We start from the raw sequence: 14,412 nt of genomic DNA, 5'->3' as shown, positions 1-14,412 counted from the left end.
CCGCCGCGGAAGGAGTTCCTCATGGCCAAGGCAGTGGGCATCGACCTGGGCACCACCAACTCGGTGATCGCCGTGTGGGAGGGCGGCGAGCCGTCCGTCGTGCCCAACAGCGAGGGCAACCGCACGACACCGTCCGTGGTGGCCTTCACCGACACCGGGGAACGTCTGGTGGGCCAGCTGGCCCGGCGCCAGGCGATCCTCAATCCCAAGGGCACCATCTACTCGGCCAAGCGGTTCATCGGCCGGCACTTCGACGAGGTCTCCGACGAGGCCAAGGCCGTCGCCTACGACGTCGTCCCGGGAGAGAACGGCGAGGCCCGCTTCAAGGTGCGCGACAAGCTGTACGCGCCTGAGGAGATCAGCGCACAGGTGCTGCGCAAACTCGCCGACGACGCGTCCAAGCAGCTGGGGGAGCGGGTCACGGAGGCGGTCATCACCGTGCCCGCCTACTTCAACGACGCCCAGCGCACCGCCACCCGTGACGCCGGCCGGATCGCGGGCCTGGAGGTGCTGCGGATCATCAACGAGCCGACGGCGGCCGCCCTCGCGTACGGCATGGACAAGAAGGAGCACGAGACCGTCCTCGTTTTCGATCTGGGCGGCGGCACCTTCGACGTGAGCATTCTCGACGTCGGCGACGGCGTGGTGGAGGTGCGCTCCACCGCCGGTGACAGCCACCTGGGCGGCGACGACTTCGACCGGCGTCTGGTGGACTACCTCGCGGACGACTTCCAGAAGGAGAACGGCATCGACCTGCGCAAGGACCCGCAGGCGCTGCAACGTCTGTTCGAGGCGGCGGAGAAGGCCAAGACCGAGCTCAGTTCGGTGACGCAGACGCAGGTCAGCCTGCCGTTCATCACCGCCGACGCCTCGGGCCCCAAGCACCTCACCGACTCGATCATGCGCTCCACCTTCGAGCAGATCACCGGCGACCTGGTGGAGCGTTGCCTGGGACCGGTGCAGCAGGCGATGGCCGACGCCAAGGTCGGCGAGAGCGACATCGACGAGGTCATCCTCGTCGGCGGCTCCACCCGCATCCCCGCCGTCCAGGCGCTGGTGCGCCGGCTGACCGGCGGCAAGGACCCCAACATGAGCGTCAACCCCGACGAGGTCGTGGCGCTGGGCGCCGCGATCCAGGCCGGGGTGCTCAAGGGCGAGGTCAAGGATGTCCTGCTGCTCGACGTCACCCCGCTGTCGTTGGGCGTGGAGACGCGCGGCGGAGTGATGACGAAGATCGTCGAGCGGAACACCACCATCCCGGTGCGCCGCAGCGAGACCTTCTCCACCGCCGAGGACAACCAGCCGGCCGTCGATGTGGTGGTCCTCCAGGGCGAGCGAGAGCGGGCCGCCGACAACCGGGTGCTCGGCCGGTTCCAGCTCACCGACATCCGGCCGGCGCCGCGGGGCGAACCACAGGTCGATGTCACTTTCGACGTCGACGCCAACGGCATCCTCAACGTCAGCGCGCGCGACAAGGACACCGGCAAGGAACAGGGCATCACCATCAGCGAGAGCTCCAACCTCGACCGGAGCGAGGTCGAACGCATGGTCCAGGAGGCCGAGCGCAACCAGGGCCAGGACCAGGCCCTCCGCGAGGCCGTCGACGCCCGCAACGAACTAGACGCCGTCGCGTACCAGGTCGAGAAGCGTCTCGCCGAACTGGGCGACGCAGCGCCCGCGCACGAGAAGGCACGCGCCGAGATGCTCGTGTCCGACGCCCGGGCGGCGGTCAAGGAAGAGGCGGGCGTGGAGCGCGTGCGGCCCCTGATCTCCGAACTCCAGCAGGTGCTGGCCGGGCTGGCGGCCCATCAGGGCGCCGCCACCACGGGCGGCGGCCCCGGCCAGGACGCCGCCACCGGCGGTCCCACGAGTGACGGTGGCGGTGACGATGATGTCATCGACGCCGAGTTCGACAAGGGCTGAGGCGCGCCATGTCCAGCCACCCCCAGGAACCCGACCGGGCCGCGTCGGATCCGGGCGCACGGGTCCCGGAAGGCGCCGGACCTGCTCCTCGCGGGGACCTGCCCCAACCGGCACCGCCCCGGCCCGAAGCGGCGAACGGCGAACCGGGACCCGACGCCGCCGGCCCCGCGCCTGCCGAGGACGAGTACACGAGCGCGATCCGGGAACTGGAGGACCGCTGGCGGCGCGCACTCGCCGACCTCGACAACCTTCGCAAGCGCCACGCCAGGGAACTGGAGCGCGAACGGGCGGTCGAGCGCTCCCGGACGGCGGCCGCCTTCCTGCCCGTCCTCGACAACCTCGAACTCGCCCTGACCCACGCCGGCGCCGATCCGGGCGCGATCGTGGAGGGCATCCGGGCCGTACGTGACCAGGCGGTGAACGTCCTCGAACTGCTCGGCTACCCGCGGCATGCGGAGACCGGCGTCGCCTTCGACCCGGCCCGGCACGAGGTGGTCGGCGTCGTCCAGGACCCCGACGCCCCACCGGGCACGGTCGTCGAGGTGCTGCGCCCCGGCTACGGGGACGGCGAGCGGCAGCTCAGGCCCGCCGCCGTGACTGTCGCGAAGCGGGAGTGACCGGCCATGGCACGGGACTTCTACGAGGTGCTGGGCGTCTCGCGGACCGCGAGCCAGGACGAGATCCAGCAGGCATATCGCAAACTCGCCCGCAGGTACCACCCAGACGTCAACAAGGACCCCGGGGCGGAGGAGCGTTTCAAGGACCTCAACGAGGCATACAGCGCCCTGTCCGATCCCAAGACCCGAGCCCGTTACGACCGCTTCGGCGAGGATTTCCGTAAGGTCCCGGAGGACTTCGACGAACGGGTCGCGGCGGGAGCGGGCGGCGGCTTCCGCGGCCGGAGGACCGCAGGCGGCGGTCCTCGCGTCCGGTACGCCACCGGTTTCGGCGACGACTTCGGCGCGGAGGGCATCGACATCGAGGACCTGCTCGGCTCCATGTTCGGAGCCGGCGCCGCCCGAGGCGGTGTCCCCGGAGCGGACCAGGAGGCCGAACTGCCGCTCACTGTCGAGGAGGCGTACCGAGGCGGCCGTCGTACCGTCACGCTCGCCGGTCCCACCGGGCAGCCGCGGCGGTACGAGGTCGACGTGCCGCCGGGCGTCACCGACGGGCAGCGCATCCGGCTGGCGGGTGAGGGCGGCCAGGGCAGTGGTGGCGCCGCCGCGGGCGACCTGTACCTGCGGGTGCGTGTCCAGCCCGACTCCCGGTTCCGGCTGGACGGCCGTGACGTGCACGTCCAGGTACCGGTCGCCCCGTGGGAGGCGGCCCTGGGCGCGACCGTGCCGGTGCCCACGCCCGGTGGCGGCACGGCCAAGGTCACGGTGCCCGCTGGTTCGTCCAGCGGCCGGCGGCTGCGGCTGCGCGGTGAGGGCATGCCGAACCCGCGGGGCGCGAACGGCGACCTGTACGCCGAACTCCGCATCATGGTGCCTCCCGTCCTCGGCGACCGGGAGCGCGAACTGTTCGAGGAGCTGGCCGCCACCTCCTCGTTCGACCCCAGGAGGACGCGATGAACGACCGACCCGCGGGAGCGGGAGGCTTCGGCCAGGCCGGCGTGGGTGGCCGTCCGGTACGAACGGGCGCCGACATCACCGCCTCGACTGCTGTCCGGTACGCGCTGGTGGCCGCCCCGAGGCTCTCCCTCGACGCCGTGGCCCGTCGCTCGGGCCTCCACCCCGATCTGATCCGCCGGTTCGTCGCCCTCGGCCTGGTGGATGCCGAACGCGACGGCGCGGGGCGCCTGGTGTTCGACCCCACGGCTCCGGCGGTCCTTGCCCGCATCCAGCGGCTGCGCACCGGACTCTGCCTCAACTACGCATCCATCGGCCTGGTGCTCGACCTGCTCGACCGCATCAGCCTGCTCGAAGCCGCCCTGCGCGGCCGCGGCACGAGGAGTGAAACACCCCCATGGACATGAACCGTCTCACCCAGAGGTCCCAGGAAGCCCTCCAGGAGGCCCAGACCGTGGCCGTCGGCATGGGACACACCGAGGTCGACGGAGAACACCTGCTGCTCGCACTTCTCGATCAGGAGGACGGTCTGATCCCGCGGCTGCTGCAACAGGCCGGCACCGAGCCGACGGAACTGCGCGCGGCCGTGCGCGAGGAACTCTCCCGACGCCCGAAGGTCACCGGCCCCGGCGCGGCACCCGGCCAGGTCTTCGTCACCCAGCGCCTGTCCCGCCTGCTGGACGCCGCCGAGCGGGAGGCCAAACGCCTCAAGGACGAGTACGTGTCCGTGGAGCACCTCCTGCTCGCCCTGGCCGAGGAGAGCTCTTCGACCGCCGCCGGGCGACTGCTCAAACAGGCCGGCATCACCAGGGACTCGTTCCTGAGCGCGCTCACCCAGGTCCGCGGCAACCAGCGGGTCACCTCCGCCAACCCCGAAGTGGCCTACGAGGCGCTGGAGAAGTACGGCCGCGACCTGGTCCTGGAGGCCCGGTCCGGGCGGCTGGACCCCGTCATCGGCCGTGACGCGGAGATCCGCCGCGTCACCCAGATCCTCAGCCGCAAGACCAAGAACAACCCCGTCCTCATCGGCGACCCCGGCGTCGGCAAGACCGCCATCGTCGAGGGCCTGGCCCAGCGCATCGTCCGCGGCGATGTCCCCGAGGGTCTGCGCGACAAGACGGTGTTCGCTCTCGACATGGGCTCCCTGGTCGCCGGCGCGAAGTACCGTGGCGAGTTCGAGGAACGCCTCAAGGCCGTGCTGTCCGAGGTGAAGGCCGCCCAGGGGCGCATCCTGCTCTTCGTCGACGAACTCCACACCGTCGTAGGAGCAGGCGCCGCCGAAGGGGCCATGGACGCGGGCAACATGCTCAAGCCGATGCTCGCCCGCGGCGAACTGCACATGATCGGCGCCACCACCCTCGACGAGTACCGCAAGCACATCGAGAAGGACGCCGCTCTGGAACGCCGCTTCCAGCAGGTCATGGTCGACGAGCCGAGCGTGGAGGACACCATCTCCATCCTGCGCGGACTGCGTGAACGCCTGGAGGTCTTCCACGGTGTGAAGATCCAGGACACCGCGCTGGTCTCCGCGGCCACCCTCAGCCACCGCTACATCACCGACCGGTTCCTGCCCGACAAGGCCATCGACCTCGTCGACGAGGCGTGCGCCCGGCTGCGCACCGAGATCGACTCGATGCCCGCCGAACTCGACGAGATCACCCGCCGCGTCACCCGCCTGGAGATCGAGGAGGCGGCCCTGTCCAAGGAGACCGACGCCGCCAGCAGAACTCGGCTGGAGGAACTGCGCAAGGAACTCGCCGACCTGCGCGGCGAGGCCGACGCCAAACGCGCCCAGTGGGAGGCCGAACGGCAGGCGATTCGCCGCGTGCAGGAACTGCGCCAGGAACTGGAGCAGGTCCGCCACGAAGCAGAGGAGGCCGAACGCGCCTACGACCTCAACCGCGCCGCCGAACTCCGCTACGGCCGCCTCCAGGACCTGGAACGCCGGCTCGCCGCAGAGGAGGAGCAACTGGCCGCCAAGCAAGGGCAGAACCGGCTGCTGCGCGAGGTCGTCACCGAGGAGGAGATCGCCGAGATCGTCGCCGCCTGGACCGGCGTCCCCGTCGCCCGCCTCCAGGAGGGCGAGCGCGAGAAACTGCTGCGCCTCGACGAGATCCTGCGCGAGCGCGTCATCGGGCAGGACGAGGCCGTCAAGCTCGTCGCCGACGCCATCATCCGCGCCCGCTCGGGCATCCGCGACCCTCGCCGCCCCATCGGCTCGTTCATCTTCCTCGGCCCCACCGGCGTCGGGAAGACCGAGCTGGCCAAGACCCTCGCCCGGGCCCTGTTCGACTCCGAGGAGAGCATGGTCCGCCTCGACATGAGTGAATACCAGGAACGGCACACCGTCAGCCGGCTCATGGGCGCACCGCCCGGATACGTCGGCTACGAGGAAGGCGGCCAGCTCACCGAGGCCGTACGCCGCAAGCCGTACTCGGTCGTGCTGTTCGACGAGATCGAGAAGGCGCACACCGATGTCTTCAACACCCTGCTGCAGATCCTCGACGACGGCCGCATCACCGATGCGCAGGGCCGTACCGTCGACTTCCGCAACACCGTGATCATCATGACGTCCAACATCGGCTCCGAGCACCTCCTCGACGGCGTCACCGCCGAAGGTGAGATCAAGCCCGACGCCCGGGCGCTGGTGATGGGCGAGCTGCGCGGGTACTTCCGCCCGGAGTTCCTCAACCGCGTCGACGACATCGTGCTGTTCAAACCGCTCGGCGAGCGGCAGATCGAGCGGATCGTGGAGCTGCAGTTCGACGAACTGCGCCAGCGGCTCGCCGAACGCCGCATCACCGTCGAACTCACCGACGCTGCCCGAGAAGTGATCGCCCACCAGGGCTACGACCCGGTGTACGGGGCCCGGCCACTGCGCCGCTACATCTCCCACGAGGTCGAGACACTGGTCGGACGCGCCCTGCTGCGCGGCGACGTCCAGGACGGCGCGACGGTCCGCGTCGACGCCGAACACGGAGAGCTGGTGGTCACCTACGACCAGCCCGAGGACGTGAAGGGAGCGCGGGCGGCATGAGCACGACGCAGGCGACGACCGTCAGTTGTCCGAACTGCGGGCGCACCAACCGGGTGCCCGTGGCCGCGGAGGGCCGCCCCAAGTGCGGCCACTGCAAGCAGCCCCTCCCGTGGATGGTGGACGCGGGCGACGACGACTTCTCCGAGGTCGCCGAGCGGGCCGACGTCCCCGTCGTGGTCGACCTGTGGGCCACCTGGTGCGGCCCGTGTCGCATGGTCAGCCCCGCACTGGAGAAGGTCGCCACCGATCTCGCCGGCCGGATCAAACTCGTCAAGGTCGACGTCGACAAGAACCCGCGACTGTCGCAACGTTTCGAGGTGCAGGCCGTACCGACCCTGCTGATCCTCGACCAGGGCGAGACGGTCGCCCGGCAGGCGGGGGCGGCGCCCGCCCCCGTTCTGCGCCAGTGGGTGGAACAGTCGATCACCACCCGGAAAGGGTGATCCGGATGACCCTGCACGCAGACCCCCACCTCGCGCTTGTCCGGCCGGTCCAGCCGCTGACCCCCGAAGGGTGTCAGGAGTGTCTGCTGCTCGGCTCCCCGTGGGTCCACCTGAGGCTCTGCCTGACCTGCGGGCACGTCGGCTGCTGCGACTCCTCGCCGAACAAGCACGCGCGCAAGCACGCAGCCGCCGACGCACATCCGATCGTGCAGTCGTTCCAGCCCGGCGAGGAATGGCGCTGGTGCTACGTCCACGAGGCGTTCGTCTGATGTCCGGCGACCAGTCGCTGCCGGGCGAGGAACCGGTGCCGGAGAAGGCGGACGAGGCCGCCTTCTGGGAGACCCCGGACATCTACGGCGCGTATCCGCGTCTTACGGAGGACCAGATAGCACGTCTGGCGGAGCACGGGCAACGCCGGACCATGGCTCCGAACGACGTGCTGATCCGGGAGGGGGAGCGCTGCGAGACGTTCTTCGTCGTCCTCAGCGGTACCGTCGCCGTCGTCGAGGACTACGGCACTCCGGAGGAGCACGTGCTGCGCGTGCACGGCCCCGGTCGCTTCATCGGCGAACTCGGTTTGCTGCACGGGCAAGTGGCCTTCTACACCGCTGTCGCCAGGGAGCCGGGCGAGGTCCTCGTCGTCTCCTTGGACCAGTTGCGCCACCTGGTGTCCCAGGACTCCACCATCGGGGACGTCGTGCTGCGCGCCTGTCTGGGCCGTCGCGCGCTGCTCGTCGGACAGGGCGCCGGCTTCCGCATCATCGGCTCGCGCTACTCGCCCGACACCAGACGGCTGCGCGAGTTCGCCGTCCGCAACCGGCTGCCGCACCGCTGGATCGACCTGGAGACCGACGAGGAGGCGGAGGAGCTGCTGCGCCGCTTCGGTGTCGGCCCGGAGGAGACACCGCTCGTCATCTGGCGGGACACCACCCTGTTGCGCAACCCCAGCAACGCGGAACTGGCCCGGCTCATCGGTCTGCCGTCACTGCCCGCGGGGAACCGTCACGGCGACGTCCTCATCGTAGGCTCCGGACCCGCCGGCCTCGCTGCCGCGGTGTACGCCGCCTCCGAGGGCCTGAGCACCACGGTGGTGGAGGCGATGGCCACCGGTGGCCAGGCCGGCACGTCGTCCCGCATCGAGAATCTGCTCGGCTTCCCCTCCGGCATCTCCGGCGCCGAACTCACCGAACGCGCCGTGCTCCAGGCCGACAAGTTCGGCGCCAGGATCAGCCTCCCGCTGGAGGCGACCGGTCTCCATCCCAAGGACGAGGACCACTACGTGGTGGCGTTCGCCGACGGCACCGAGATCGCCGCCCGCGCCGTCGTCCTGGCCATGGGTGCCCGCTACCGCCGGCTCCAGGTGCCCGGCATCGAACGCCTGGAGGGAACGAGCGTGCACTACTCGGCGACCGTCTACGAGGCCCAGCAGTGCCGCACCGACCCGGTGGCCGTCGTCGGCGGAGGCAACTCGGCGGGCCAGGCGGTGCTGTTCCTCGCCGGGTACGCGCCGAAGGTGCACCTGCTGGTCCGAGGAGCCGGCCTTGAGGCCAACATGTCCCGCTACCTGGTCGACCAGGTCGAGCGCCATCCGCGGGTGGAGGTCATGCTGCACACCGAGGTCACCGAGGTCATCGGCGAGGAAGTGCTGGAGGAGCTCGACGTGGTCGACAACCGCACGGGCGGGCACCGCCGGCTCGCGGTACGGAGCCTGTTCGTCTTCACCGGAGCCGACCCTCACACCGAGTGGCTCTCCGGCATCATCGCCCTCGACTCCCGCGGCTTCGTCCTCACCGGGCCGGAGGCCCAGGAGGCCTGCGGCTACCCCGAGGTGTGGCACGGCCGCGGGCGCTCGTGCATGACCCTGGAGGCCAGCCTGCCCGGGGTCTTCGCGGTAGGGGACGTCCGTAGCGGCTCGGTGAAGAGGGTGGCCTCCGCGGCCGGTGAGGGCGCGATGGCCATCCACTTCGTGCACCGGCACCTGGGGCACACGGCCGTACCCGGCACCACGGGCACGTCAGCTGTCGCGGGCCACTCGGACGTCTCCCCGCGCATACGTCACAAGGAGTCCGCATGGCTCGCATGAGGAATGGCGGACGATGAGATCACGAGAAGGAAGAAGGAGGCGATGGCGATGGCCACGCCCGTCCGGCGCCACCGCGGTGGTGGCCTGCAGGAAAGGCCCGTCTGGGCACCCACCCCTCTCAATCCCCTGGTCGAGTTCGATGAACTGCTCAACCAGATGAGCGGCCTGCTGGAGTCGACGGTGGGCGCGGCACCCGCGGTTGCGTGGACGCCTCTCGCGGACGTGTCGGAGTCCGAGGACGCGTTCCACATAGAGATCGAACTCCCCGGTGTGAAGAGCAAGGACATTGACGTGGAGGCCAACGGTCCCGAACTCGTGGTCACCGGAGAGATCAAGGAGCGGGAACGCAAGGGTGTCCTGCGCCGCAGCACCCGCCGCGTCGGAGCCTTCGAGTACCGTTTGCGGCTGCCCGGAGAGTTGGACACCCACAAGGTCAAGGCCGAGATGCAGGACGGAGTGCTCAGCATCACCGTTCCCAAGGCCGACGTCGCAAAGCCGCGGCACGTCGAGATCACCGAGACGAGTGGAAGTACCGAGGGCAACGGCTGACACGCGAGCGCGGCAGTGCCGGGCACCCGTCCGGCACTGCGGCCGGGCCGGCGAGACTCGACACCCCTCACGGCGGCGGGGACGCGCTACGTGGCTCTCCGTTGATGGTTTCCTGCCTTCCTCGCTGACCTTCCTCGTGGCGTACGCGGGGAGCGGACTCTGCCCGTCTGACGGTGAGCGAGGTCCTGAAAATCGCCGACCGCACCGCCCGTCGCCGGGAGTAGGGGCGCGCCGGAGCCCGCCATCACCGCCCGGGCAGCACCCCGTACTCGCTGAGGATGGCCGGCACCGCGGGTACGGCAAGTCGTACGTCCGCCATGGCCACGAGTCAGTGTGAGCGCTGAAACACCTGGGGACAGCTGACCGAACATGCGAATCGTCCAAGATCTAGCGTATGCCGCGTCCCATCTCACCGCCCGGATCATGAACGACATCGATCACGTGGTCGCTGAGAGCGGGGTCGCCGACATGAGCCCCGGTCTCGTAGATCGCTGGGGTACCCGCCTGCTCCGTTTGGCGCTCTTCTCCCACCTTCAGGCTTCGGCGCACGACGCCCGACTGCTCATATGGGCCGCGGAACACGACTGGTTCGGCATGTCACCCGCGCTCTGCAGGACCCCGACGAGAGCAGTCTGCTGGTCGTCAACTTCGGGACGCTGGACAGCAGGACCCGAAATGAGCTGGCCGCCGCCTCCCAGGACACCAAGCCGATCATGGTGGTGGACGACGCCGCGCTGGCCTACCTCATTGCGCACGGCAACCGGCGGGTGGACGCCACGACCGAGACGCTGTTGCCGTTCTCCGCGGTGAACCCGTACATCAAGGAGAAGCGGGGCCAGATCGGCCGGGAGATGTTCTACGGCCGGGACCGCGAGCGCAAGAGCATCCACGACCCTGCGGGGACCCAAATCCTCTATGGCGGCCGGGGTCTCGGCAAGTCGGCCCTGCTCGCCGACGCGGGGGACCGTTTCGAGGAGCAGCGGCCGGGGTCCTACCGCAAGCTCTACCTCAACCTGGACAAGATCGGTATCGGCCGGGGCACCGCACTCGGTGCCGAAGCCATCTGGCCCACGCTGGACCAGGAGCTGATCAGGCAGGGAGTCCTGGAGGAGCCTCGACGCCGGGGCCCACGACAGGAGGCATGGCAGCGGGTCACCGACGGGATCGCACGGTGGCTCGCTCAGGATCCCGACCGGCGGCTACTCATCCTCCTGGACGAGTGCGACCGCTTCTTCGAGGCAGACGTCCCCGAGTGCACGGAGACCCGCAGGCTGCGTGGTCTGGGCGAGGACTCGCGTGGGCGGGCCAAGGTGGTCTTCGCCGGTCTGCACTCGGTGCAGCGTTTCACCCGGCTCGCCAGGAACGGCCCGTTCAGCCACTTGGCGCAGACCCCGACGGTCGTCGGACCGCTCGCCCCGCAGTTCGCCGCCGACCTGATCGTGCACCCGATGCGTGCGCTCGGCTTCGAGTTCGCCGACGTCGACCTCGTCAACCGGGTGCTCGGATTCTGCTCGTACCAGCCCCTCCTGCTGCAGATCTTCGGCAGCCGGATGGTGCAGGTCATGCAGGACAAGCGGGCGCGCGCACCACTCGCGCCGCCTCCGTACACCATCGAGGGGTCCGATGTCGACGCGGTGGAGCAGGATACCTCGCTGCGCTTGGACATCACCGCGGCCTTCAAAGACACCCTCGCCCTCGACGACCGCTACCACGTCATCGCCAATGTCCTTGCCCAGCATGCCCGGGACAACGGTCTGGAAACCCGGCTCAGTGACAGGGAGTTGCGGGAGGAATGTGCCGTCTGGTGGCCCCGCGGCTTCGAGCACCTGGACAGCGAGGGTTTCCGTGATTATCTGCAGGAGATGGTCGGCCTCGGTGTCCTGGCGCCGAACAACGACGGGCAGGGCTGGCATCTGCGGGGGCCCAACGCGCTGCGCATGATCGGTACTGCCCAGGAGATCGAGGCACGGTTGCTGCGAGCGGAGACGGAGTCCCGGCTGGAGGAGACCGTTGTCCTGGAGAGCCGTCCGGACCTCTCTGACGGCAGGTCGGCCCCGCTCACCGTCAACCAGATCGATTACCTGCTGGGTGAATACGTCAACCAGGTCCGCGTCGTTCTCGGCACGCAGGGGACCGGCGTCGCGGATGTGGAACGGACTCTGCGTGAGGTGACCGGCAGGGTGGCGGGCTGGTCCGTGCCCGCGATCGGAAGTGCCAAGGCGTTCCGCAAGGAGCTCGCCGCCGGCCGCGCCGGCGAGCGGCGACTGCTCATCAGCGATCTCTCACAGAGCAGTGAGAAGTCCTGCCGGGAGTCCTTCGACCTGGCCAGGGCCGTGCTGCCCGAGGCCGCCGAGGCGACCCGCTCGGTGGTCCTCGTGTCGGGTGTGGAGCAGCTCGGCTTCTGGTCTGGCCTACTCACCGGTCCCGACGCGGACCACGACACCGTCGTGGTGCTGCGCCGACATGACCTGCGCAGCCTGAAGGACTGGACGCAACGCCACAGCCTGTGCGAGACGGAGGAACGACTGACGCGCCTGGCGGAGGCGACCAGTGGCTGGCCGTACCTGCTGGACAAGGCGCTGCAGCTGCGTGATCACCGACCGGACCAGGACCGAGTGCTGGCAGACCTGACGTCGTGGCTGGAGCAGGGCAGCGGCGCCGAACAGTTCGTCGACGCCGTGGGACTGCTGGAGAACGACACCCTCAAGGCCGTTTACGACGGGGTCGTTGAGCAGCTCGGTATCGACTGGCATGACGATGCCTACCTCGTCACGGCGGCCGAGATGGCTGGTCTCTCGTCCGGGGAGGCGCGTGGTGCCGTCGTCTGCCTGGAGGCCCTCCAGGTGTTCGACCGGGACGGGACGCGCCTGCGCGTGGAGCCGGTCCTCCATACGGCGCTGGGCGTACTTGAGACCAAGGTCTGACCCACCGAGTGGGGCCGGGGTCGCCCCTGGCCCCACTGAGACTTGACCAGCACACCCGCCTCCTGTCGGCGGCCCCAATCGGAGCTTCGACACCCATTTCCGTCTCGTTGCCGAGCTTGCTTTGCCATGGGAAACGTGCGGCATGACTGGCAAAGAGCGTGATCGCTGCCCAAGACGTCTGGAGGTGTGGTGTTCGACGAGGACGCGTCGCTCGATCCGTTGCTGAAGTTCCTGCTGTATGCGGTCAGCGCGCTGACTGTCGGCAAGATGTTCTGAGTGGCTCACCGAGGACGTCGGCCAGTGGATCACCGTAGATCTGTGGGGCTGATAGCCGATCACCGGTGGTGGACCGGGCTCATCGTCGTTGACATAACTTGCCCGCGATGACGAGGATCGCCTCCTGATCGTGCAGTGCAAGCAGTATCAGAGCCCAGTCGGATCAGGTCACGTGGCTTCGCGCCGCAGGAACGGGCTCCCGTTGCCGACGGCGTCCTCCCACGCGTGGAGTGCTTCCTCCACGCGTCCCCAGTCCGGATTCCTGTGCTCGCGCAAGGCGACTGCTGCCTTCGAGGTGTCCGTCTCCAGGGCCTCGGCGAATCGCGCCGCCTCGGGGACGAAACGGCTGTCGGCCCGCGGGACGTGGCTCTCCATGAGCATCGCAGCCCGGCCGAACCTCTTGAGCGCCTCCTGCGCCTCCCGCGACGTCAGACCCTTGGGGGGCGGACCGGTTCCTGTCGTGCCTGGTCGTATGCCTCCTGCCAGGCGGCACGTGCCTCCCTGCTCGCCAGCAGGGCCCGGCGCATGTCGGCGTGATGCGCCCGGGTCGGTTCGGCGTAGTGGCGGAGCACCGCGGCCGCGTAGCGGCCGTTAGCGGCGAGCCAGTCCGCGAGCCGGCCCGGCATCCGGGGGACCGCCCGCACACGCTACGTCGGCCCAGTGTGAACCCCTCCTACCGGCCGGCCCCTTGGGCATCCGTGGCACTCATGGTCCCGACGACGGCTGAGGCAGTGCATCGCCGGTCAGCTGGGCTTGAAAGTGCAAAGAACACAGCAAGAACCGGTAATTGCCGCGCGTGTGCCCCCAATAGGGTGAATCGCGCTGGCGCCGGCGAAGCGCTGGCTCCCCCCTTTCCCCACAAAAAGGTAGGACACATGTTCCGTGTCATGTCCGGATTCGCTCGACCCGCCCCCGTGCGAATGGCTGCAGTCCTGGTCTCCTGTGTGCTGTCAGCAGGCTCCATGGTCGCGGCCGCGGTTCCGGCTTCGGCGTCCGACGTGTCGGTGAACTATGTCCATTACGGGGACGGCACTTGGTACAACACCGGCCAGGGCGCCTGTGGGTGGACCAGTAACGACAGCCAGCTCGTCGTCGCCGTTTCACCGCGGTGGTACGGCAGTCAGCCCAACCCGAACAACTCGCCGGCTTGCGGCAAGCAGTTGAAGGTGCGCGGACCGAGGGGCGTCGTATACGTCACGATCGTGGACAAGTGCCCGACCTGTAAGGACGAAGACCTGGACCTCAGTCCGGCCGCCTTCGGTCAGATAGCCGACCTCGGCGCCGGAAGAGTGCCGATCCGGTGGGTTTGGGCCTGATCGACAGGCGGTGAGGGGACGTCGGCGCGCACGACGGTGTCCCCTCACCAGCGACCCCCACCGGGTTCACCTGCACAGGCCTGCAGACGTGTTCGCGCATGACCAGGCGTGCCGCCGGTACCCTACGGGCGGCCCGGCCGGTGTACGGCGCCCTGGACAGCAGGCAGACGAGTGAACCGCTGACGCTCCCGGCACCGAGGATCGAGGAGAGCCGCCCGCTGTCGGCCGGCCGGCGTCTCCTTACGCACCGTCGACACCCGGACACCGCGGGGAACGCAGCACCGGCTGGC

At 69.4% G+C, this 14,412-nt stretch carries 11 protein-coding genes and 1 pseudogene; 11 read left to right on the top strand and 1 reads right to left on the bottom strand.

Annotated elements, in window-relative coordinates:
- The first annotated feature begins 21 nt into the window (after positions 1-21).
- The 10 genes from dnaK (at position 22) to IG05_RS0131945 (ending at position 12,530) form a co-directional block, all read left to right on the top strand.
- Positions 22-1,923 carry a molecular chaperone DnaK gene (gene dnaK / locus IG05_RS0131990; protein WP_030347539.1) on the top strand — a complete coding sequence of 634 codons (1,902 nt, stop codon included), beginning with the start codon at positions 22-24 and terminating at the stop codon, positions 1,921-1,923.
- Between the two features lie 8 nt (positions 1,924-1,931).
- The gene (locus IG05_RS0131985) at positions 1,932-2,540 is read left to right on the top strand and encodes a nucleotide exchange factor GrpE (protein WP_030347538.1); all 609 of its coding nucleotides are present in this window, start codon (positions 1,932-1,934) and stop codon (positions 2,538-2,540) included.
- Positions 2,541-2,546: 6 nt separating this feature from the next.
- Positions 2,547-3,497, top strand: a complete 951-nt coding sequence (locus IG05_RS0131980) for a DnaJ C-terminal domain-containing protein (protein ID WP_030347537.1) — start codon at positions 2,547-2,549, stop codon at positions 3,495-3,497.
- Positions 3,494-3,901 carry a chaperone modulator CbpM gene (locus tag IG05_RS0131975; protein WP_030347536.1) on the top strand — a complete coding sequence of 136 codons (408 nt, stop codon included), beginning with the start codon at positions 3,494-3,496 and terminating at the stop codon, positions 3,899-3,901. Before IG05_RS0131980 ends, IG05_RS0131975 begins: the two co-directional genes overlap by 4 nt.
- Entirely contained in the window at positions 3,892-6,531 is a 2,640-nt protein-coding gene (gene clpB / locus IG05_RS0131970; RefSeq protein WP_030347535.1) for an ATP-dependent chaperone ClpB, read from the top strand. The genes IG05_RS0131975 and clpB overlap by 10 nt, the downstream gene beginning before the upstream one ends.
- Entirely contained in the window at positions 6,528-6,974 is a 447-nt protein-coding gene (gene trxA, locus IG05_RS0131965; protein ID WP_030347534.1) for a thioredoxin, read from the top strand. Before clpB ends, trxA begins: the two co-directional genes overlap by 4 nt.
- Before the next feature lie 5 nt (positions 6,975-6,979).
- Positions 6,980-7,243, top strand: coding sequence for a UBP-type zinc finger domain-containing protein (locus IG05_RS0131960; RefSeq protein ID WP_030347533.1), 264 nt, complete (start codon positions 6,980-6,982; stop codon positions 7,241-7,243).
- Complete coding sequence (locus IG05_RS0131955) at positions 7,243-9,057, top strand: FAD-dependent oxidoreductase (protein ID WP_030347532.1); 1,815 nt, start codon at positions 7,243-7,245, stop codon at positions 9,055-9,057. The genes IG05_RS0131960 and IG05_RS0131955 overlap by 1 nt, the downstream gene beginning before the upstream one ends.
- A 48-nt stretch (positions 9,058-9,105) precedes the next feature.
- Entirely contained in the window at positions 9,106-9,606 is a 501-nt protein-coding gene (locus IG05_RS0131950) for an Hsp20/alpha crystallin family protein (protein ID WP_037815091.1), read from the top strand.
- A 566-nt stretch (positions 9,607-10,172) separates the two neighbouring features.
- Positions 10,173-12,530, top strand: coding sequence for an ATP-binding protein (locus IG05_RS0131945; RefSeq protein ID WP_051790485.1), 2,358 nt, complete (start codon positions 10,173-10,175; stop codon positions 12,528-12,530).
- Positions 12,531-12,980: 450 nt separating this feature from the next.
- Here IG05_RS0131945 and IG05_RS47215 read toward each other — a convergent pair.
- A pseudogene (locus IG05_RS47215) lies at positions 12,981-13,438 on the bottom strand (FUSC family protein); the annotation flags it as partial.
- Positions 13,439-13,768: 330 nt separating this feature from the next.
- On the opposite strand from IG05_RS47215, the gene IG05_RS48040 reads away from it, so the two are divergent.
- Entirely contained in the window at positions 13,769-14,122 is a 354-nt protein-coding gene (locus tag IG05_RS48040) for an RlpA-like double-psi beta-barrel domain-containing protein (RefSeq protein ID WP_051790483.1), read from the top strand.
- Positions 14,123-14,412: the final 290 nt, after the last annotated feature.

This window comes from Streptomyces sp. NRRL S-1022 (assembly GCF_000720135.1).
GTDB lineage: Bacteria > Actinomycetota > Actinomycetes > Streptomycetales > Streptomycetaceae > Streptomyces.
Note: the sequence above shows the minus strand (reverse complement) of the source record. Positions and strands in the feature narration are given on the sequence as shown.